We start from the raw sequence: 24,728 nt of genomic DNA on the forward strand, positions 1-24,728 counted from the left end.
TGCGCATTTTATGCGGGTATTAAGCGCCTTGGCGCAGGGAGAAGGGACGTCATTGAATACACTCCCTATGCTCTGTGAAGATGAGCAGTTCCAACTAGTGACTGAGTTTAATAACACGCACAAGGAGTATGCAAAAGATACCTGTATTCATGAGCTTTTTGAGCATCAGGCTGCTCTAAACCCCGATAATGTGGCGGTTGTTTTTGAAGATAAGCAGCTTACTTATTCACAGCTCAATGAAAAAGCAAATGCGCTAGCGCATTACTTGATAGACATACACGATATAAAACCTGACACCTTAGTGGGGTTATGTGTTGAGCGCTCAATTGACATGATGGTTGGCATTTTGGGGATCCTTAAAGCTGGAGGTGCTTACGTGCCCCTAGATCCAAGCTATCCGCAAAACAGACTCAACTTTATGATTGAAGATGCTGCGCTAACAACGATAGTCAGTCACGCGCAAACTCACTCGGTGTTGAAAGCGTTTACTGGTCAACTCGTTGATCTGAGAGATGAGAGCGCTCTGTGTGGTTTTAGCACACAAAATATAGCGAAATCATCTGTGCAATTGACCTCTGAAAATTTAGCGTATGTGATTTACACATCCGGTTCGACAGGTAAACCAAAAGGTGTGCTATTACAGCATCAAGGCGCGACCAACCTGTCCTTTAACCAGATAGCTAGATATGACATACGACAGAACAGCAGGGTATTGCATTTCGCTTCAATTAGCTTTGATGCGGCAACTTCAGAGTGGTTAATGGCATTTAGCAGTGGCAGCACATTAGTTATTGCCAACCAAACTATCCGTGGAAATAGCGATGAGTTGATTAACTATTTGGGTGAACAAAAAATAACCCATGCCACCTTGCCTCCTGCATTGCTCAATAACTGTCAGTTCACAGATGATTTGTCCTTGAAAGCGTTGCTTGTTGCAGGGGAGCAATGTCCGAGTGCTGTTCTCGATAGTTGGGGCAAAAGTTATCCATTATTTAATGCTTATGGGCCATCTGAAGCATCTGTTTGTACTACTGTTGGTTTGCAGCAAAGTGGACACATTCACATAGGTACTAACTTACACAATGTTGTTACCTACATACTCGACAAAAAGCAGCGTCTTATGCCATTTGGCTGTATCGGTGAGCTTTACATTGGTGGAGATGGCCTCGCCCGCGGATATTTGAACCGACCAGAACTGACAGCCGAGCGTTTTATTGACAATCCATTTTATGACAAAAATGGTCTCAATAGCGCAGCGCGGTTGTATAGAACTGGTGACTTAGTACGTTATTTACCTGATGGTAATTTCCAGTTCGTGGGTCGTGTTGATGATCAAGTGAAGATACGAGGTTTTAGAATTGAGCTAGGTGAGATTGAGTCACAGATCTCGGCATTCGAACAGGTAGAGTCGTCTGTTGTAATGGCTAGGGAAGTTGGGGTTACTCAGCAGCTCATTGCATACCTAAAACCGAACGTATCCTTGGACGAAGAGCAACAGGTCGGTTTTTTGTCGCAGGTAAAAACCATGATAGCTGCGCAATTACCGTCTTATATGATCCCAGCTAATTTTGTTGTTGTAAATGAATGGCCGTTTACGGCTAATGGCAAACTCAACAAAAAAGCGTTAATGCAAGCAAGCAATTACTCAACGCAAAGTGACTACATTGAACCGGTAACAGACACCGAAAAGACATTGATAGAGATATGTTCTGTGTTGTTGAAAATTGATGCGGATAAAATTAGTACAGGCGTTAGCTTCTTTGAAGCTGGCGGACATTCATTGTTGGTTATCAAACTACTCTCGCAAATTCTAGACAAGTTCTCGGTTGAGCTAGAAATCAAAGTTTTATTCAGTGTGCCGTCGCTGTCTGCATTGGCTTGTCTCATCGATCAAGAAGTTGAAAAAACGATTGCCGAAGACAAGTTAAGAGCTGTATCGGTCAAGAAAGAATCACAAATAGAGGAAATAATAATATGAAAATGGAGCAGTTTATTGATTGGTGTATTGAACGTTCCATAAGCTTTTCGCTGGCTGGGAATGACTTAAAAGTTAATGCGGAGCCTGGAGCATTGACCGATGAGGTAATTGGACAATTAAAAGCTAAAAAAGCAGAGTTAATTGAGTGGTTAAAGTCTCAGCAAGCAAAAAGGATCCTGCCTAGAAGTGACCATGATACTGTGATCCCATTGTCCTACTCTCAACAGCGGCTGTGGATCATAGACCAAATTGAGCACAGCACGGAACATTACAACGTGCTTGGCGCATTTAGAATAGACGGATGCTGTAAAGCGGAACTAGTCGATCGCTCATTCAAAGAGATTATTACTCGTCATGAGATCTTAAGAACAATATTGAAAAGTTCAGAGCACGGCGCTGAGCAAACCCCTCTAAAAGACTGGGAATTTAATCTCATAAAGCACGATTTTAGCAGCTTAGAACAGGCTGAATACGAGCTTAAAGTTAAAGAGTTAATTAGAAAAGAATCTGAATATAGCTTTAAATTAGACACTGATTTGCCTATTCGCGTTCAATTTGTCGAGCATGGTGATGAGCAGTCTATTTTAATAGTAAATATGCACCATATTGTGTCCGATGGTTGGTCTTTAGGCATTATTTCTTCTGAGTTTATCGAGATCTATGGTGCTTATGCTCAGCAAAAAGCACATAGTTTGCCATCACTACCGGTTCAATACGGTGATTATGCGTTATGGCAACAGGCTTATTTCAACGGCTCTGAGCTGAGCGAATCGTTAGATTTTTGGCGTCAATATTTATTGGATATGCCAGAACTACATAATTTACCGCTTGATTTCCCTAGACCGAAAAAGCAAAACTTTTCTGCAACGCGCTTAATCCAAAAGGTGGGCAAAAGCAAATATCAAGCGTTAAAGAGTTTTGCTCAGGCACGTAATGTGTCGATGTTTACATTGCTGCAAACTGTGTTTGCTTTCTTAGTAAGCCGTCATAGTGATGAGTTAGATGTTGTTATGGGTGTGCCCGTCGCAGGTCGAAATAGAAGTGAGCTAGATTCGCTCATTGGCTTTTTTGTTAATACATTAGCCATCAGAACTAAGATCGACCCGCAAGTCAGTTTTGATGCATTGTTGGCTGAGGCAAAAGACAATATTTTGTCTGTTTTTTCAAATCAAAATGTGCCGTTTGAATTAATTGTTGATGAACTAAAACCGCGCAGAACGTCCGCCTTTAATCCCTTATGCCAAATCAAGTTTATGCTAACTCAAGCACAGGAAGCCGAAACACTTATGCCTGGGTTAAGCATTAGCGAAATTGAGCATGACAACAGTACCGTTCGCTTTGACCTTGATTTATCCGTAACAGAACATGCAGAAGAATTGACACTTTGCTGGCACTTTAAAACCGAATTGTTTAGTGAAGCGACGATAGAGAGAATGGCGCAGCACTATCTCAATCTATTGGATGGAATTTTAACAGACTCAAGCGCGACGCTAGCCTCATTGACTTTGACTGACTCTGTGGAGTCTCAAGCCCTAATAGAGATGGGGTGTGGGGAGGTGAGTACTGAACAAACACACTCTCTAGTAAGGTTATTTGAGGAACAAGTTGCAAAGCATCCGCAAAAAACGGCATTGGCAATGGGGAATGAGCGCATTCCTTATCAACAGCTCAATCAAAAAGCTAACCGTCTTGCAGACATGTTACTAGAGCAAGATATAGAGCAAGGAGTCAGAGTTGCTGTGTACTTGCCCCCGAGTCCATTATTGATGGTGGCATTGCTTGGAGTTATGAAAGCAGGCGCTTGTTACATACCTTTAGATCCTGCCAATAGCTCAAACAGAACAGTTCACATTTTAGATGATGCTGATGTTGACCAAGTATTAACAATCGAGTCTTTGGTGGGAGACTTTCCAGCTGGAGGCTTTGATATTGCAACGTTGGATGGCTGGACACAAGCTGAATGGTTAGAAGAGTATGCTGACGAAAACCCGGAAGATTCGCTTGCTGGAGATGACTCAGCATATGTGATCTATACGTCAGGTTCGACTGGTCAACCTAAAGGCGTGGAAATTAGCCAAAGTGGGCTCTTAAACTATTGTTTATACGCAATAGACACATACTACCAAGCATATCTTGTTGGTTCTTATTTTGTTACCTCTCATGCCTTTGATATTGGTATTCCCTCATTGTTTGTACCTTTAATGAGCGGTGATTGTGTGACATTTTCAACACATGAGATAAGCCTTGAAGGCTTAGCCGAGCACCTTAAGCAAAGCGAACCAAATTTGTTGCGCATGACGCCTAAGCATGCGGAAGGCTTACTAGCACTTTTGGGTAACTCATTTAAGACCGCGACACCGCATGTTTTTGTCATTGGAGGCGATAGCTTTTCTGTTGACCTAGCACGCAAACTGCAAAACTCATTCGAAAAAAGCAAAATTTATAACCACTATGGCCCAACAGAAACGGTTGTGGGTTGTTGTATGTTTGATGTGAGCGAACATATTCACCAACTTCGTGAAGAAATCCCAATAGGCTTACCGATGCATGATCAGTGCTTGTATGTGTTGGATGCGCAATTGCGGCCAGTGCCAATCGGTATTGAAGGTGAGCTATACATTGCCGGCGCAGGCATAGCGAAAGGCTACTTAAATAATGCCGAGCTAACAGCGCAGTGCTTCTTACCTAATCCGTTTGGTGAGGGTCGTATGTATAAAACTGGTGATCGTACATGCTGGAATAGCAAAGGTGAACTTGAATTCCGTGGACGTATGGATGAACAAGTCAAGATACGCGGCTACCGAATTGAGCCGAGTGAAATTCAATATCATTTGTCTCAGGTTAAAGAAGTGACAAGCTGTCTTGTGGTGGCGCAGTTAACGGCGGCCCACGAGCGGGAGTTAGTCGCCTTTTATCAGACTGATAGTGATGTAAGTTCAGACCGAGCGTATCAGGACCTTAATGAAAAACTGCGTACAACTTTAAGTCAGGTTTTGCCTGATTATATGGTGCCAAGTCACTTCTGTGTTTTATCTCAGTGGCCGTTAAATGAAAACGGTAAAATTGACAAAAGTGCACTACCAAACATGGGCAATACGCAACAAGATAAAAAAGTCGAGCTACCTGTATCGGAAATGGAAAAGCGGTTAGCGCAACTTTGGGCCAATCTATTAAATATCGACATAGAAAAAATAGGCCTAGCGAGTAGTTTCTTTGAACTGGGTGGCAACTCATTATTAGCGATTCGTCTTGTTGGCTTATTGCGTCAAAACTTTGATGTAGAAATTACGGTAAAAAATGTATTTGATGCGCCTAAATTAGGCCAATTGGCCGAGTTGATCAACGCTAGTAACTTAACAAACCTAAGACCGGAAATTCTGCCGCGTCAGGCACCTAAAGTTGACGAGCCCCTATCTTTCGCGCAGCAAAGGCTGTGGTTTATTGATCAGCTAAATGAAGGCAGTGCTCAGTACAACATACCCATTGCGTTTGAAGTGCACGGTACTTTTAGTTTAGAGGCTGCTCAAGAGGCTTTAAGTGTAATTGTTGCAAGGCATGAAATTCTGCGTACGGTATATAAAAATGATGAGGATGGCGCAATTCAACATGTGTGTGCCCCCGTACCTTTCGTTATTTCCGTTCATGATTTGAGCCATTTACAAGGCGCTACCCAGCGGCAATCCCTATTGATGCAAATGAACTCAGAAGCAGCGTACGTATTTGACTTAAAGAAAGACCTTATGGTTCGGGCGAGCTTCGTATCTCTTTCCCATGAACACGGGGCATTATTATTCAATATGCACCATATTTCATCTGATGGTTGGTCTTTAAATGTGTTGGTGAGAGAGTTTGTGCAACTATATAGGCAAATTGTCGATAATAAGCCGATAGAGATCGAACCGTTAACACTGCAATATGCTGATTATGCGGTATGGCAACGTAAATGGTTAAGCGGAGATGTATTACAGGCGCAATTGGAATATTGGCATAAAGCACTCGACAATGTGCCGCCTGTACATAGTTTACAGCTTGATAAACCAAGACCGGAACAAAAACAACACTATGGTGCAAAAGTAGAGAGCTGTTTATCAGCGCAAGTCTCTGCGCAATTACAACAATTATTAGCCACTTACAACTTAACTCCGTTTATGTTAATGCATGCCGCATTGGCATTGGTGTTGGCCCGACATAGCAATACATCTGATATTGTGATTGGTACGCCGGTTGCGAATCGTTTGCAGCCAGCGTTAGAGCCTATGATAGGTTTTTTTGTTAATACTTTGGTACTTAGGGTCAATACCTCTCATGAACACTTAGACGCTTACCTTGCTCATGTGCGTGAAGTGAACCTAGGTGCTCAAGACCATCAGGATGTACCATTTGAGCAATTGGTGGAATACCTTCAGGTTCCACGAAGCGCCTCACACACCCCTTTGTTCCAAATCATGTTAACTACACAAACTGACTATGCACTTGCTAATACCCCAGATAATGAGTTGGGTTTACCTGATGTCACGCTCAAGCCGCTTCATGCTAGCGCGCAAACAGTAAAGTTCGACATTCAGGTTCATGCACATTTCGATGAACAAGGTGGCAAGTTGGAATGGGTTTTCGATACCAGTCTATTCACCTCATCGCATATTGAGCAGCTCAACACGCATATGCTCAGTGTATTGAACTGGTTTGCGGATACGCTTGAACAATCGCATATTAGTGATCTGCGAGCTATGCCTATGCTCAGTGCACAAGAAACGCAATATTTATTGAATGATGTGAATGACACGGATGTTGATCTGCCTTACGAGCAATGTTTGTACGAACCCTTCATAGAGCAGGTAAAAGCCAAACCGGATGCAATTGCTCTGTATGACCTCAATGGTAGCATGAGCTATATCGAGTTATTCACCGAGGCTTATGCGGTTTGTCAGTTACTTGAACAGCTAGGCATTCAAAAAGAAGAGCTTGTCGCTGTTCGATTAGCTAAAGGTCGAGATCAGGTAATCGCGACATTAGGAATTATGATGTCTGGCGCCGCTTATTTACCTGTAGAGTTGAAGTGGCCTGATAGTCGATGTGAAAAAATTGCACAAAAAGCCGGGTGTAGATTTGTTTTTGTCGCTGACCAACAGCATCAGATTTCAAACCTGCAAGCGTTGTCTATATCTGAGCTGAAAAAGCCTGCGCTAAACATCAGTCACGCACTGAGTCATTTTGAAAACAAAGCTAAGCCAAGTGATCTAGCGTATGTCATTTTTACTTCCGGCTCTACAGGTGAGCCAAAAGGGGTCGCGATTGAACACCGCTCTGCTGTAAATACAATATTAGATATCAACGATAAGTTTAAAGTTAAAGAACATGACAAAGTGCTCGCCGTATCGGCGCTGAGCTTTGATTTATCTGTTTATGATTTATTTGGTTTACTGGCGGCGGGTGGAAGTATCGTTTTTCCGCATGATGATAAGGCATCTGATCCAGCTCATTGGTTGGAAATGGTTGAGCAATATCAAGTTACTTTTTGGGACACTGTACCAGCGTCAGCAAGCTTGTTGACCGAGCAACTTGATTTTCTTGGGCGACCATGTAGTTCGCCGATCCGTAATATTCTAATGAGTGGAGATTGGATAGACCCAGCCTTACCTAAGAAGTTAAACCAAGCGTTTCCTGTAGCTGATCTGTATAGTTTAGGTGGCGCGACTGAAGGTTCCATTTGGTCTATTTACCACCCAATAACGGTCGATACCAGTGAGCTGAAATCTGTACCTTATGGTAAACCACTGGCTAATCAAAGATTTTATATCGTTAATGAACATATGGCATTAGTTCCACCAGGGGTAACTGGAGAGCTGTGTATTGCTGGAGAGGGGGTTGCGCGTTGTTATTTTGGCGATTGTGAAAAAACCGAAGCGCGTTTTGTATATCACCCAGGTTTACAACAAAGACTTTATAGAACGGGTGATCTTGGCCGCTACATGCCCGATGGTAACATCGAATTTATCGGCAGAATTGATGCTCAGATCAAAATCAATGGCTTCAGAATCGAACTAGGTGAAATAGAACAAAAGTTAAACGCCAGTGATTCTGTGAACACTTGTTTGGTTAAGGTGCATGTGACTGAGCAAAAACAAAAGTACTTAGTTGCCTATGTTGTGCCTCAGAGTACACAGCATGATGAAACAACTATACGCACCTTACTCAAAGCTGAATTGAAACAAGCGTTACCATCTTATATGGTCCCTGACGTCATTGTCGTTATTCATTCTTGGCCTCTTACCGCAAATGGCAAAGTCGATCATAAAGCGCTGCCAGCACCGGAACTATCACTTCAATGTGATGACTACACGGCACCGAAAAATGATGTAGAGCGTGAATTAGTTGCTATATGGTCTGATTTATTGGGCTCCCCTGCTTCACAAATCAGTACAAGTTCAGACTTTTTCGAAATTCGAGGCAATTCATTGCTAGCAACGCGCATGGTGTTTAAAGTCAAGCAGCAGCTTGGGCTGACCTTAGAGTTAAAAGCCGTTTATCAATATCCCACTATTGTAGAGTTGGGCGACATGTTAACTCGTCAGACAAACCTTAACTCAGCGAATCAATTCGTTGAGCAACTGGACGAATCTGAAGTAGAGGAGTTTTCATTGTGATGCACTTTACTGAGGTTATTGATATTGCGCTTAAAAATAATATTTCACTCACCGTGAAAAACGGTGAGTTAAAAGTAAAAGCGGCAAAACAGGCCATGTCTGCTGAAATTGTGATGTTGCTAAAAGAGCATAAAGCCGAAATTATTGCGTACTTGGAAGCATGCGCTCACTCAGACAGCGTAATTGCGCCTGTAGATGAAAAAATCGCGAAGTTATCTCGAAGTGAAGCTTCTAATGGTGTCCTTTCTTTTGGTCAGCAACGTTTGTGGTTGATTGATCAACTTCAAGGCGGTAGCCCTGAGTACAACATGCCCCGAGCCTACCGTTTGGCAGGCAAATTTGATATAGAAGCCGCGCAGCGCGCTATATTACAGCTGCTTGCGCGACATAAGGTGCTTCAATCGGTATATAAAGAAACCGAATCAGGCATTGTACAGCAATGTCTAGATGTGTCTGACTTCAAAATTAACATCATCGAAAATACCAACCTAGATGGGTTTGACCCTGAACAAAACATATGTGAGTTGCTCAAGCAAGAAGCGAGTAGGCCTTTTGACTTATCCTGTGATTTGATGGTGCGAGTCACCTTATTCAAGCTGGATAGCAATTGTGAGCAATCAGTATTGTTTTTCAACATCCATCATATTGCGTGCGATGGATGGTCTATGGAGATTTTATTTCGGGAATTTATTTTGCTTTATCGAGCCCAATTAACAGGTGTTGGTGCAGATTTACCCGAGTTGTCTATTCAGTATGTCGATTATGCCCATTGGCAGCGCCAGTGGTTGGAAGGCAATAGGTTGCAAGAACAACTCGCTTATTGGCAAGCGAATTTAGCCGATGCCCCCGAGCAGCATGGATTAAAGCTTAAGCAATCAAGACAAAACGTCAGTTCTAATGTTGGAAAAATTTTGTCCGGCACACTCGATAAGGTGTTAAGCGATAAGCTTAGAGATGTTGCTAGACGCTATCAATTGACTCCGTTCATGCTTATTCATGGTGCGTTGGCCATTGTTTTATCACGCCACAGTAATACAACGGATACTGTGATCGGTACCTATGCAACCAATAGAGCACAAGCACAGCTTGAGCCATTGATAGGCTTTTTCGTTAATACACTAGCGCTGCGAGTGAATACAGATCACGCCGATTTAAATAGCTACTTTTCGCATTTACGAGATGTTCATTTGAATGCTCAAAAGTATCAAGACGTGCCCTTTGAAAAGATAATTGAAGCGTTAGCGTTACCAGTTGCTGATTTTTCCCCTGTTTTTCAAATTTTGCTGTCAACAAACACTGATTTTGGACACCCAAGCGACACTCAACACAAACACTTGAACTTAGATGAACTGACAATCAGTGCGCTTGATAGTGGTGTCCAGCAAGTAAAGTTTGATCTCGAAATACACGCTGCATTCTCTGAGCAAGGCACTGAGTTGAGCTGGTTATTTAATCAAGAATTGTTTGATACGCATGTTGTAGACCAATTGAACCGACACCTTTGTAATGTGTTAAATGGACTTGCTCAAGCGGGTGATTCACGTCTTGAAGAAATATCGATGCTTGACGAACGTGAGGAACAGGTCTTACTACTGGCTCATAGCCAAACACAGCAAAATTATCGGAATACGGAAAACCTCGCGGCCCTGTTTACCAAGCAGGCTAAGCTCACGCCTGAGCAAACGGCGCTGTGCTTTGAAGGGCAGACATTAAGCTATCGACAATTGAACTTACGTGCGAATCAGTTGGCGCAGTATCTGGTCGCACAAGGGTTAAAACCTCAGATGGCTGTAGGTGTATGGTGTGAACGCTCTTGCGAAATGGTCATTGCAGTTCTTGCGGTACTTAAAGCCGGTGGTTGTTATGTGCCTTTGGATACAAATGCGCCGCTAGCTCGTTGTGAGCAGGTTCTTCAAGAAGCTCAGATCCAATATTTACTTACGACGGATAGCGCCAAATACCAATCATGCGCTTTATCGGACACCGTGTGTGCAGTTTTGTTAGATGACGAAGAGACCTTGAGTGAATTGGCACGTCAATCAAATGCTGAACCTGCGCAAGGTATGCTGGTGAATATGAATAACTTAGCATACATGCTATTCACCTCGGGTTCTACCGGTGTGCCTAAAGGCGTGTTGATAGAGCACAAAGCAATTGTCAATTTCTTGCACGCGATGCTTGAAAAGCTAAACACAGAAGTAGGTATAGGTAAAACGTGGCTTGCAGTGACGGCGTTGACATTTGATATCGCGGGTCTGGAACTATTTGGACCATTACTGAGTGGCGGTACAGTGGTATTAGCCAGCCAAAACGATGTACTTGACCCAGAGCGCATGACATCGTTGCTTAGTCAATATGATATTCAGTGTATGCAAGCAACGCCAGCGGTTTGGCAGCTTCTGGTTGATGCGAATTGGCGTGGTAAGCGTGATCTTACCGTGTTGTCTGGTGGTGAAGCGTTACCCTTAAGCTTAGCAAAGCAACTATTCGATAAATGCGCTCGCTTATTAAATTGCTATGGGCCGACAGAAGCCACAATCTGGTCAATGGTCAATGAAATAGATGCTGCGAGTTTGGATGCCGGAGAGATCTTTCTCGATGGATCGCTTGGGAATTACCAACATTATGTATTCGGGCCTCATCATAGCCTTACGCCCGTAGGTGGGGTGGGCGAGCTGTACATTGGAGGAGAGAGTCTTGCTCGTGGCTACCTCAACAGAGATGAGCTAAGTCGAGAGCGGTTTGCAAATCATACAGTAGCGAGTAAGCGAGTAGAAAAACTATATCGCACGGGAGATCTAGTTCGAGTGATGGCGAATGGCTCCTATTCATTTATTGGTCGTGCCGATCATCAGGTGAAAATTCGCGGTTATCGAATTGAATTAGCTGACATTGAAAGTCAACTAGAGCAAATACAACCGGTAAGAAAAGCACTGCTATTAGCTCACAGTGATAACGCTAGAGGCAACCACCTCATTGCATTTATACAACTGGATGGCGGGGAGAAACAAAATGTACTCGATGCTATCAAAGAACGGCTTGCACACGTTCTGCCAGCCTACATGTTACCCAGTCAGTTAATCCCCTTGTCTGAATGGCCACTGACGAGTAGCGGTAAAGTTGATCGAAGCTCATTGTTAAATCGAGTCAAATTCAACCATAGAGAATATATCGCCCCAGTCTCCCAAGTGGAGCTAGCTTTGGTTCAGATATGGTCACAGTTATTAGGTATAGAGGTCAGCGAGATCAGTCAAGAAGATAGTTTCTTTGAGCTGGGTGGTCACTCATTACTGGCCGTCAATCTTGCAAGTGCGATCAAAAGTGAATTTGCGCTTGGAGATGTCAAATTCAATATTCAACAAGTATTTGAACACCCCGAATTAAAGACTTTGGCAAGTCATATAGAGCTTTGTCAGTTAAAACGACAGCAAGCTGAAAACGAATCTGCGCTTGCGCGGTTAGAGAGTATTGAAGAAGGAGAATTTTAATGGATGCTAAAACGATAATAACAATTGCATCTGAGCATGGCGTTCATCTATACGTTGAATCTAACAAGCTAAAGTTTAAGGCCCAAAGTGGTGCACTGACTGATGAGCTGAAGAAGCTTATCGGGAATAATAAAGATTCTATAATTTCGTTTTTGACTAACACATTAACCACGATAGAAACTGGTGATGATATTGAATCGGTTCAAATAGACAAAGCAGGTGCGTTCGAAGAAGCTTTATCTTTTTCGCAGCGACGCTTGTGGCTTGCTGATCGAATGCGTGGCGGTAGCCCAGAATATAACATGCATTACGCATTAGAAGTGAAAGGTGAACTGGATCTGGATGCGGTGCAAAAAGCCATAAATGTAATCATAGAACGACATGAAATCATCCGAACTGTCTACCAAGAGAGTGGTGACGAGCTCAAGCAAGTTGTTAGAGATAATGTTGACTTTAGGCTTGACGTATTACAGCTAAAAAGCGCTGATGAAAGTCATCGTGACCAATATATTACAGAAGCAATTGAAAGCTTTAACAGTCAGGTGTTCGACTTATCGCGAGATCTCATGCTTAAAGCGGGCTACATGCGCTTGGGTGAAGGTGCTGGGATCATCCTTTTTAATATGCATCATATCGCGTCTGATGCCTGGTCTATGGGTGTTTTTGTTAAAGAATTTCTCTCGCTTTACAGTGCCATACATGAGCAACAAGAAGTACAGCTGTCACCGCTTTCGATTCAATACTCCGATTACGCAAGGTGGCAAAACGATTGGTTGGAAGGGGCAAAGCTCAAGGAACAAGAAAACTATTGGCTGAAACAGCTTGAGGGCGCGCCGGCTACGCATTCTATTGCGTTGGATTCCCCTCGTTCGGGTTCAGCTGACAAGGTAGCAGAGGTGGTCAGAGGTTCAGTTCCTGCTGAGCTTACAAATAGCCTTGAAGCGCTTGCTCAAAGCAACAACTTAACCATGTACATGTTAGTGCATGCGGCTTTGAGTATCGTCTTGGCAAAATACAGTGGTGATGATGATGTGGTGGTCAGCACGGCAGTTGCGAACCGCAGAAACCAAGTTCTTTCACCTATGATTGGTTGTTTTGTTAATACGTTAGCATTGCGTGTGAACACCGATTTTAATGATTTGAAAAGTTACCTTTTACATGTTCGAGAAGTGAATTTACAAGCGCAATCTAATCAAGATGTACCATTTGAGCGCGTGATTGAAAAGTTGGGGTTATCAGGAAGCGAAATTGGCAACCCATTGTCCCAAGTTGCATTTGCCATGAACACAACTGAGAAACAAACTCTACATATTTCAGGGCTTACATTTGCGCCAATAGAGTCTGCACTTGGCCATGCCAAATCCGATTTAAGAGTACACTGTGCTCATGGTGAGCAGGCGCTTACTTTTGATTTCGTCTATGACAGCTCAATATTTAGTAAGTTTAAAGTGGAAAAAATACGCGACTATTTGTTCTCCGTATTAGCTAATATGGCTGATGCCGCTACATGTGCAGATGTCACTTCAAAGGCTGAGATTTGTCGCTTACCTGCAGCGCAGCAAAGAGAGCTACTTAATATGAATCATGGACCTGCAGTGGCTCGAAATACTAAAACGCTGCAGGAGCTAATTATTGAAGGTGCTTTTACACATAAAGACAATATTGCAGCGGTATGTCCTAAACATTCTCTTACTTTTTCTCAACTGGCAACTTTATCTTTGCGACTCGCTGGCTTTTTGAAAAGTGAAACAGTGCCGACCGATAGGGTTGGCATCTTGTTACCTGCAAACTGTGAGTTGATTGTTTCCTTGCTTGGTGTGCTTGCAAGTGGTGTCACTTATGTACCACTGCTGAGTGGTCAAGGCAAAGAGCGAATTGAAAAGATTGTCGATGATGCCGGTATTAATTTCGTCATTACCAATTCTGATTTAGTGCACGAAGTCCCTCTGAAAGGGGTTGAAGTTGTGATGGTTGATAAGGCTTTGAGTGACCCTCAATGGCTTTGTGAATATGATGATCTTGAGGTGTGTTCCAGTGTTGATATGCATGACTTGGCTTACATCATTTATACGTCCGGCTCTACAGGTAAACCTAAAGGGGTAGAAATCACGCACTTGGGGCTGCTCGATTATTGTCAATATGCACAAAACGCATACTACCAAAAGCTGAGTGGTTCGGTGTTAGTCACACAGTATGCGTTTGACATTTCTATTCCATCTTTATTTGTGCCTTTGTTGCAAGGTGGAACCGTCAATCTTTGTGGTGTTCAACCAGCCTTACAGCATTTGGCTAATGCCATGAATGATGAGTGCACCGAAGCGTCACTATTAAGAATGACGCCTATGCATGTACAGGCTGTGCTTGAGTTATTAACTGAACCGTTATACGAACAAGCGCATTGCTTTGTAATTGGGGGGGAGGCATTTGCTCCAGAGCTAGCTAAAAAGCTACAAGCGCGTTTCCCTAACAGCGTCATTTATAATCATTATGGACCATCAGAAACGGTTGTCGGTTGCGCTATTTTTAATGTTTCGCAAAACTTGACAATGCTTCAATCTGCTACGCCAATTGGTCAGCCGATGGATAACACAGCGTTATATGTGCTTGATGAAAATATGCAGCTTGTGCCATGGGGAGCGCCAGGTGAGTTATTTATTGGAGGTTTGGGTGTTGCTAGGGGTTATATCAATCTGCCTGCCCTGACTGAAGAAAAATTTATTGAGAACCCGTTTAGCTGTGATTTTGCATCGCGTTTGTACGCAAGTGGTGACAGAGTGTACCTCAACCCTCATGGACAACTTGTATTTTCAGGCAGACGAGATGAGCAAGTCAAATTGCGCGGCTTTAGGGTTGAACTAGGTGAAATTGCTCAGGTAATTTCCTCTTACCCAGCTATTCAATCTGCGGTTGTGGCTGTGCAAGATAATAAAGCGCAACTAGAACAGTTGGTGGCCTATGTTGTACTTGAAGAGAGTGTTAAAGAGCAAACGGATGATTTAGCAGGCAAACTGAAGCTGTATTTAACGGATTTATTGCCGGATTATATGATCCCCTCACACTTCGAGTTATTAACATCACTGCCTTTAAATGCAAATGGCAAGATTAATAGAAAGGCTTTACCTGCTATTTCAGCTGCCCCTAAAAATGTTAATAACCATGTATTGCCAACGAGTCAATTAGAGCTATTTGTAGCCAACATATGGCAAGACATTCTAAATGTCGACACGGTTGCAGTACATGATAACTTTTTCGACTTAGGCGGACACTCATTACTTGCAATTAGAGCAATCAATAAGGTTCAGCAACACATAGGCGAAATTATTCATCTAGCCGTGATATTTGATCACCCGAGTCTCGCTGAATTTTGTCAATTCTTAACCACAAGTTACACAGAGGCATTGATTAAAACTGGATTGCTTAGCGCCGATGAATTTGCCGTTGAAGAGGTGTTACAAAAGCTTGAGATTGATGACAATGAACTCGCGCAGTTTAAAGCTCTGATACCCAAAGTACCTGCTCTGCAAGAAGCACATAACGCTAAAAACCCAAAGGCGATTTTTATCCTATCACCGCCACGCTCTGGTTCTACTTTATTACGCGTCATGCTTGCCGGCCACCCCCAATTGTTTGCGCCTCCAGAGCTTGAGTTATTGCACTTCAACTCTTTAGAAGAACGTAAGGAAGCCTTCTCTGGTCGTTATAAGTTTCGCTTAGAGGGAACAGTGAGGGCCCTGATGGAAGCTAAGCACATTGATGCGGATACCGCAGAGCAGCTTATTGCTGAATATGAAGCGTCAGGTATGTCTGTAAAGGACTTCTATGGGTTACTTCAAGATGCTGTTAGTCCGGCCGTGGTATTGGATAAAACGCCATATTACTCATACCATCCTGATATTTTACGTCAAGCAGAGTTAAACTTTGACGATGCTCTATTCATCCATTTGGTTCGACATCCGCACGGTATGATCTCGTCGTTTGAAAAAGCGCAAATGGACCAAGTTTTGTACATCGATAAGCATGATTACACTCAGCGTCAATTAGGTGAAATGGTCTGGGCAAACTCTCATACTAATATCTTAGAGTTTTTATCTGAAATCCCTCAATCGCGTCAACATCGTTTGTATTTTGAAGATTTGTTATCCCAGCCAGAAGTTGAAGGACGTAAGTTATGTGAATTCCTGGGTGTTAAATACGACCCTGCACTATTAAACCCGTATGACTCAGACAATAAACGTATGACGGACGGTGTCGGCGATGACTCTAGAATGCTGGGAGATGTGAAATTTCACACCCACGCAAAGATAGACTCTCTGGTTAGAGATGCATGGAAGTCTAGAGTGTCTCGCGATTTTCTAAGCGATTATACGTGGGAACTTGCTGAGTCATTTGGTTTTGAAAGAATGGATGCAAATCGAAAAATCCAGATTATGCCAATTGTCGCACGGGAAAATAAAGACATCATTCCTTTGTCTTTTGCGCAGCAGCGACTGTGGATTATTGACCAGATGGTAGACAATAAAACTCAGTACAATAATTTGATAGCGCTGAATGTAGAAGGTCGATTTGACCTTAAAGCTTGCGAATCGGCGCTTACGCGTATTGTTTCCCGTCATGAGATTTTGCGAACAAACTATGTGACAGACAGCGGTGTACCCGTTCAGGTTGTCCAAGATCCAACAGATGTTTTAATTACTGTTTCAGACCTCACAAAGCTAACAGAAGACGAACAAAATAAACAGATCACAGCGCTTATCGACGAAGAAACTCAGCGCGAATTTGATCTAAAATCAGACCTAATGTTACGTGTGTCTTACGCTCAGCTTAGCGATGAGCGAGGTGTATTGATGTTTAATATTCATCATATCGCCTCAGATGGCTGGTCAATGAACTTGCTGACTAAAGAGTTTATTACACAATATCAGTCTGTGATAGATGGTCAGCCCGATCCTCTTCTTGCGCTTGAGGTGCAGTATTCGGATTATGCATATTGGCAGCGTAATTGGTTGCAAGGAGATGTTTTACAAGAGCAGTTGGCATACTGGGACCGCCAATTAGCGGGATTACCGCACGAACATGGACTTCGACTTGACTACCCAAGGCCAGAGGTCAAGGCCCATGAAGGTGAATGGTTTAATGTTAAGCTAGAACCATCTCAACTAGGTAAATTAAAGGAGTTGGCTGCACGGCATGATGTAACTTTATTTATGTTACTGCATGCGGCGATCAGTTTGGTCTTGTCGAGACATAGCAACTCAGATGATATTGTTATCGGCACTCCTATGGCCAATCGTCGTCAAATAGAGCTTGAACCTCTCATTGGCTTTTTCATTAATACATTGGTACTGCGTGCAAACACAGATCACGAATACTTTGTAGAGCTGCTTCGTCATGTGAGGCAAGTCAGCATTGATGCGCAAGATAACCAAGATGTGCCTTTTGATAATTTGGTTGAGAGGTTGAATCTACCGAGAGATACCTCGGTATCGCCTGCTTTCCAAATTATTTTCAACATGGGAACAAATGAGAAAACCACGCTGGCGCTACCTGGAGTGAATGTGTCTGCAGTAAGTGGCACAACTTCGTTTGTAAAGTTTGACCTTCATATCATTGCGACTGAGATTGAAGATCATCTCAGTATTACATTTGGGTTCGACAAATCTATTTTTAAACGAAATACCATCGAATCCATCAGCACACATTTGAGTAATTTGCTGGCTGAAATTGTTAAAAAGCCAGAAGCAAAACTCTGTGAGCTGAACATGTACAGTGATACAGAGGTTGCTAAGTTAGTGCTTGGCAATACGGAACCTTGTGAAGAACAGTCAAACCTTATCCTTTTACATCAAAATTTTGAAAAGCAAGCGCAATGTCGACCTGACTCAGTAGCCGTGCGTTTTGGTAACACAACGCTCACTTTTGGTGAGTTAAATTACACAAGTAACCGTCTTGCCTCGTATTTATGTGAACAAGTTGCAGAACAGAATGAGCCTAAAATAGGCATCTTGCTAGAAAAATCAGTTGAGTCTGTCATCGCCATTCTAGCAGCCCTTAAAGCTGGCATAACTTATGTGCCAATGGATGTGTCAAACCCTACTGCTCGTATCCAAGCTATGATCACATTGGCTGATATTTGCTGTGTACTCTCGACGAACAACTTGATTAATCAATACCAGTTGTCAGAGGTGGTTAACTGCGTTGGCTTGGATGACTCGCAAGTAGATTATACATTGCATCAGTACAGTGGTGACGAAGTACTGCGAGTGGGTGCGCACGACGCACAGCAACTAGCCTATATAATTTTTACATCTGGTTCGACTGGGAAGCCGAAGGGGGTTTTAAATACATATGGAAATATGTCTTATTTTGCTCGAGGTTTTGAAAATCAGCTCAGTGAACTCGGTGTCAATGAGCAAAGTGCTTGGTTATGGAATGCCTCCCATGCTTTTGATGCTTCAGTGAAAGGAATTGTAGCGCTTTGTGCAGGTCGTACACTGGTGGTCCCGACTGAAGAAGAGATGAGATCTCCTTCCCAATTGGTTGAGATTTTAGGAAACAATGACATTGAAGTCTTTAATGCTCAGCCTATCTTGATGGGCTATGTGCTGTCTGAGCTAGAAAAACAAAATTGTGGTGTCAGCTTAATTGTCAGTGGTGACAAGGTTGAACGTGGTTTAGTCAACCAGATGATAAAGTACTGTCAATCGTATGGTACACGCGCAGTTAATGCCTATGGTCCAACAGAAGCCACGGTAAACGCAACTTATGGGCAGCTAGATGCGGGTTATCCATACTCTATTGGGCAACCTATGGCAGGCTGTAATGCATATATATTAGATAAATACCAAAGACCTGTACCACATGGAGTGACAGGTGAGCTGTATTTAAGTGGTCATGGAATAGCCGCTGGATATATGAATGATTTTGAGGCGACAGCTCAGAGCTTTATGGCAGATCCCCATGTACCGGGGCTCAGAATGTTTAAAACAGGGGATATGTGCCGTTTTAGCGAAAAAGGGTGTATTGAGTTTGTTGGACGTGTTGACTCTCAAGTTAAATTAAGAGGTTATCGAATCGAGCTTGACGAGATTACACGAGCGTTAACGGCATTGCCTAATGTGTCACAAGCACACGTGCTTATTAAAGAGACGAATATACTGGCCTATGTAGTCGCAGATGAGAGTGCACAGGAAAAGCAATTGCAAGCTGCGTTGTCACAAGTTTTACCGCAGTACATGCTGCCTTCAACGATAATGTTGTTGGAGGTCTTGCCTGTTAATGCCAATGGTAAGATTGATGTTAATGCGTTGCCGCAGCCGCGTGAGGGGTGGGAACCGCAAGTTGAAGCTGCAACGAATACACAAAATAGTGATATCGCAACACGGATGATGGCAATTTGGTGCGACACATTGTCTGTTGAGCAAGTTGAAGCTGGTGATGACTTTTTCAAGTTGGGAGGTAATTCGTTACTATCGCTCAAATTAATGCACGCAATTGATCGTCAATTTGGGGTAACTTTTGAAGTAAGGGATTTGTTTTCTCACTTAACTTTGTCTTCTCAAATTGAGTTTGTTGAGGCGCGTCACACAGTTTCTCCAGCTACCGAAGATGTTGATACTGAGCTTGTGCCTACTGTGCAAAGTGACGAACCTTGCTTGTTGTCGTTTGCCCAGCAACGGCTGTGGTTTATCGATCAAATGCAGCAAGGTAGTGCTGAGTACAACATGCAAAAAGTGCTTAAGCTCGATGGTGAGTTTAATTTGAGCATTGCCGAACAAGTTGTTGCCAATATCATTGAACGTCACCCCATCTTAAAAACCAATTATCGCCAAGAAGGTGAACATAGCTATCAGTTTATAAATAGTGATTTGCAATTTGCAATACAAGAGTATGACCTAAGTGCGCTCAATGACGCTGAGCAGGCTGCTCGCACGTCATATCTTATCAACCAAGACTCTCAACGTGTATTTGATCTGAAAAATGAACTTTCAATTCGAGCGCTTTTCATCCACACGGGTACCACTGAACAACCCTCTGGTATGCTGGTTCTGAACGTGCATCATATCGCTTTTGATGGCTGGTCTATGGGCATCTTCATTAAAGAGTTTGTTGATGAATATAGCGCGCTGTTTGCTGGGCAAACATGTGCCATAGAAGTACCTTCGGTGACGTACCATGACTATGCAGTGTGGCAACGCAATATGCTGCAAGGCGATTACTTAGCTTCCCTAACAGACTACTGGAGCAAACATCTTGAAGGTGCACCTGTATTGCACGGACTAACAACGTGTATGCCGAGACCTGCAAACAAGGGCTATCATGGAGGAATGGTCACAAGCGATTTACCTGCACAGGTTATGGATAGTTTAGATAACCTCGCAATGCAGTATGGTATGACGCGCTTTACATTGTTGCATGCGTTACTCTCGCTGACATTGAGTCGTTTTAGTAATAGCCATGATATTGTAATAGGAACACCTGTCGCGAATCGGGGGAATGAAAAAACAGCGCAAATCATTGGTCTATTTTTGAATATGTTGGTGCTGCGAGTCGATACGCGATATCAGAATTTATCTGACTACCTACAACACGTGAAGCAAGTGAATACACAAGCGCTCGCTCACCAAGATATGCCATTTGAGTTCTTGGTTGAACTATTAAAAGTCACGCGCTCAACGTCACATAACCCATTATTTCAAATCATGTTCTCTTTTAATGACAATGAGCAAGCGCAGCTTGATTTACCACATTTGAAAGCTGAGCTGCTTGATACTCATGACTATACGGCTAAGTATGACTTGACCATTAGTGTGCAGCAACATGAACAGGGATTAAACATATCTTGGTGCTACGATAGCGCCTTATTTGAGCTTGATTATATAGAAGGTCTTAAAGCTTACTTCGAAAGCTTGTTGACTCAGCTTGCAATGCAGCCGCAATTGAATTTATTGAGTGACCTAACGCCGGTTATCGACCAAGCACAGAGTCTATTGTGTGATTGCCAAGGTTCATCTAATACATACGCTACGCTGCATACTTTATTTGAGGCGCAGTCTCATAAAACACCGCAGGATACTGCTTTGATTTTTGGTAATGAGCAAGTCAGCTATGAAATGCTTAATAGTCGAGCAAACCAACTAGCTAATTACCTAATCAGTCAAGGAATAACTGCTCAAATGCCTGTAGGGGTGTGGCTCGAACGTTCAGTCGACATGGTGGTTGCTTTGCTTGCGGTACTCAAAGCCGGTGGTTGTTATGTGCCGCTGGATCCAGGCATTCCTCAGGCTCGATTGGCGCACATATTGGAAGAGACCAATATTGTACTGATATTAACTGATGGGCAAAAGTCGATACCACCATGTACAAAAGGTACGCGCGCTATTTGCTTAGATGATACCGACACACTCTGTGAGATACAGCATTTCAGTACAGGTTCTCCTTGCTTGGAGCATGACATTGCGAACGACCATTTAGCCTATATTCTGTTTACTTCTGGCTCTACCGGAGTACCCAAAGGGGTTATGGTGGAACATCAGGCGATTTGTAACTTTTTGCGGGGGATGTTGGCAACAGTTGGTAATACTGAAAATGCTATCTCATCTATGTTGGCTGTGACGGCACTGACGTTTGATATCGCTGGCTTAGAGCTCTTTGGGCCGCTGATTAGTGGGGGTAAAGTGATATTGGCTTCTTCAAATGATTTATTGGAGCCGCAGCGAGTTATCGGTTTGCTTGAATCTCATGATATTGAATATATGCAGGCAACACCTGGTATGTGGCAAGTTATGATGGATGCAAATTGGCAAGGCAAAGCCGAGCTGATTGCTCTGTGTGGGGGAGAAGCGCTACCACTCAATTTAGCTCGTGCACTACAGACTAAGACACTTAGGTTGATTAATTGTTATGGTCCAACGGAAGCGACCATTTGGTCTTTAGTTGCAGAAGTAACAGATGAAGAACTTCGTTGTGGTGAAATTACCCTGAAAGGCCCGTTGGAAAATTATGGGCACTACGTAGTTGGGCCGCACGATTGTTTAACGCCTGTTGGCGGCGTGGGAGAGTTATTCATTTCAGGGCCAAGTCTAGCGAGAGGCTATGTCAATCGAAATGAGCTCAACGCAGAAAGGTTTAAGTTACATACACTGCCATCTGGTGACAAGGTACGCTTATATCGCACAGGCGATTTAGTGAGAGTACTTGAAAGTGGTTCTTTGGCCTTTATGGGGCGAGTTGATCATCAGGTTAAAATTCGTGGTTACCGAATTGAACTGAGTGAAATAGAAGCCCAACTCGCACAATGTGACTTGGTTGAAGGTGCTCAGGTCCTAGTCCACAACACTGCCGCTGGTGATCCACAATTGGTTGCTTTTGTACTTAGTAACTCAGCCCATGATGATTTAGATGCTCAAATTAAAGCGCAGCTAGCAATGCATTTACCTGGGTACATGTGGCCTGCTCAGACGATTAAAGTTGAGCAATGGCCGCTGACTAGCAGTGGTAAAATAGATCGAAAAGCCCTTGCGAGCGAAATCTCAGCCAATGTAAGGGAATACGTCGCAGCGCAAACAGAAGTGCAGACTGAGATCATAGCGATTTGGTCTGAGCTACTAAACATACCTGCGAATGAAATCAGTATTGACGACAATTTCTTTGAACTTGGTGGACATTCTATGTTGCTGATGCGCTTGGTTGCTATGTTCAGAGAAAAGTTCGCGGTTGATTTTGACATGCGAACATTGTTTACACATTGTACAGTAGCTAAACACGCCGACCTGCTGAGTCAGTCAAAGGCGACTACATCATCTGATGAATATCGTGGGCAATGCATCGTTAAACTAAACAGTGCGACTGAACAAGCGAAACCATTATTTTGCCTACCGCCAGGTTCGGGTAATGCAATGGTGTACTTGAGTTTGGCCGTTGGGCTTGAAGATACCAGCCCCTGTTACGGTTTACAGCCTCCTCAAGTATACGAAGATATTGAGATGTCTTCGGTTGACGAAATGGCCTGTTATTACATCAAGTTGATCAAAGGTGTTCAGCCTAAGGGACCATATCGCTTGCTTGGTTATTCACAAGGTGCTGGATTAGCGTATGAAATTGCAGTGCAACTTCAGGCACAAGGTGAGCATGTCACATATCTTGGTTTAATTGATGCTGCTCCATTTGACTCGTTAACTTCCTCATCGGATTGGGCGTGGTACCGGCCAATAAAGACCGCGATTGAGCACTACATCAACCTTGATTTTGATTTTGATTGGAGTGAGCTTGATAACGTTGGGCAAGAGCATGGCTTGGATATTTTAGAAGCTGCTTTGCTTGATAGTGACATCAATTTAGACGGCGGAAGCGGACAAATTATTCGTCCATACCTGAAGTACTTCATCTCTAAACGGCAGTTGATGGAAGCGCATCAACATCGACATTCTGAGCTTGATCTGCACTTATACAAAGTGTCATCGCCGCTAAAAGAGCGAGATGACAATAGGCTCTCTGAACAATTGAATTGGGATCGCTATTGTCAGGGCCGTATTTTGACGCAGGTATTTGAAGGTAGTCACTTTTCGATCATGAGTAACCCCCACGTGTTACCACTGGTAAATGAAATAAAACAACAATTAAATAAGGAAATATCGAATGAGCCAGCTAACTGAAATGGATAAGGAGATTGAGTCGATAGGTGGTTGCAAATTGCTACTTAATGTCGACCATCAAGGAACTAAACTAATTGACTGGGCAGAGCAAAACCGTGACAACATTGAGTCTTGGCTAAGTACACATGGCGCATTGTTGTTGCGTGGACTGAACATTACTAGCAGTAAGCAGTTTGGCAAATTTATGAGTACCGTGTTCGGCTCTGAGTTATTGAATTATGAACATAGGTCGACACCACGCACTGAGCTAAAAGGCAATGTGTATACAGCGACAGAGTACCATGCCAATCAGCTGATAGTGCAGCATAACGAGCAGGCCTATACCAATAGCTGGCCACTGAGAATAGGGTTTTACTGTATGTTGCCTTCTGTGGCTGGTGGACAAACGCCTATTGCAGACAGCCGAGAAGTTTTTAAACGAGTGCCTGAAGAAATAAAAGCAAAGTTTAGGGAAAAAGGCATTCTCTATGTGCGTAACTTTTCTCAAATTGATCTGCCTTGGACAGAAGTATACGGCACAGACGACCCCAAGGTGGTGGAAGCATACTGTGAGGCAAACAACATCCAGTTTCAATGGCAAGCCGATGGGGCATTAAGAACGCAGCAACACTTACCAGCTATTCATACTCACCCCGATACACATGAAGAGTTGTGGTTCAATCAAGCTCATTTATTTCACTCTTCTACATTAGGCGATGAATTGCACGATGCATTGGTGAATTCTGTGGGCAAAGACAATTTACCGCGAAATACCTTTTATGGTGATGGCAGTGAGATTGAGAGCGACGTGATTCAAACGCTGCTCTCAATTTATCAAAAGTGCAAGATTAAATTTGATTGGCAAAAGGGTGATGTGATGTTGTTGGACAACATGTTATTTAGCCATGGCCGCGAACCTTTCGAAGGTGAGCGTCGAGTTTTAACCGGTATGGCGCGCGGATATACGCTTGTATAAGCAATTGAGAGA

5 protein-coding genes are annotated in these 24,728 nt (G+C 43.2%); all 5 read left to right on the top strand.

The annotated features are described in order from the left end of the window. A partial coding sequence (locus ACW689_RS15775; protein WP_476292906.1) for a non-ribosomal peptide synthetase occupies positions 1 to 1,978 on the top strand: 1,978 nt, incomplete at its 5' end. Next, on the top strand, positions 1,975 to 8,622 hold the full coding sequence (locus tag ACW689_RS15780) for an amino acid adenylation domain-containing protein (RefSeq protein ID WP_476292907.1): 6,648 nt from the start codon (positions 1,975 to 1,977) through the stop codon (positions 8,620 to 8,622). The genes ACW689_RS15775 and ACW689_RS15780, both read left to right, overlap by 4 nt. After that, on the top strand, positions 8,622 to 12,110 hold the full coding sequence (locus ACW689_RS15785) for a non-ribosomal peptide synthetase (RefSeq protein WP_476292986.1): 3,489 nt from the start codon (positions 8,622 to 8,624) through the stop codon (positions 12,108 to 12,110). The genes ACW689_RS15780 and ACW689_RS15785 overlap by 1 nt, the downstream gene beginning before the upstream one ends. Next, positions 12,110 to 23,761: an amino acid adenylation domain-containing protein gene (locus tag ACW689_RS15790; RefSeq protein WP_476292908.1), complete on the top strand. Its 11,652-nt coding sequence runs from the start codon at positions 12,110 to 12,112 to the stop codon at positions 23,759 to 23,761. The genes ACW689_RS15785 and ACW689_RS15790 overlap by 1 nt, the downstream gene beginning before the upstream one ends. Beyond that, positions 23,745 to 24,716: a TauD/TfdA family dioxygenase gene (locus ACW689_RS15795; RefSeq protein ID WP_476292909.1), complete on the top strand. Its 972-nt coding sequence runs from the start codon at positions 23,745 to 23,747 to the stop codon at positions 24,714 to 24,716. Before ACW689_RS15790 ends, ACW689_RS15795 begins: the two co-directional genes overlap by 17 nt. The last annotated feature ends 12 nt before the right edge of the window (positions 24,717 to 24,728 follow it).

The sequence above is a fragment of the Pseudoalteromonas sp. ABE4_541 genome, assembly GCF_056312285.1.

Excerpts from the sequence above, each read along its gene's own strand:
- ACW689_RS15790 (WP_476292908.1), top strand. The coding sequence starts at position 12,110 with ATGGATGCTAAAACGATAATAACAATTGCATCTGAGCATGGCGTTCAT.
- ACW689_RS15785 (WP_476292986.1), top strand. The coding sequence starts at position 8,622 with ATGCACTTTACTGAGGTTATTGATATTGCGCTTAAAAATAATATTTCA.
- ACW689_RS15795 (WP_476292909.1), top strand. The coding sequence starts at position 23,745 with ATGAGCCAGCTAACTGAAATGGATAAGGAGATTGAGTCGATAGGTGGT.
- ACW689_RS15780 (WP_476292907.1), top strand. The coding sequence starts at position 1,975 with ATGAAAATGGAGCAGTTTATTGATTGGTGTATTGAACGTTCCATAAGC.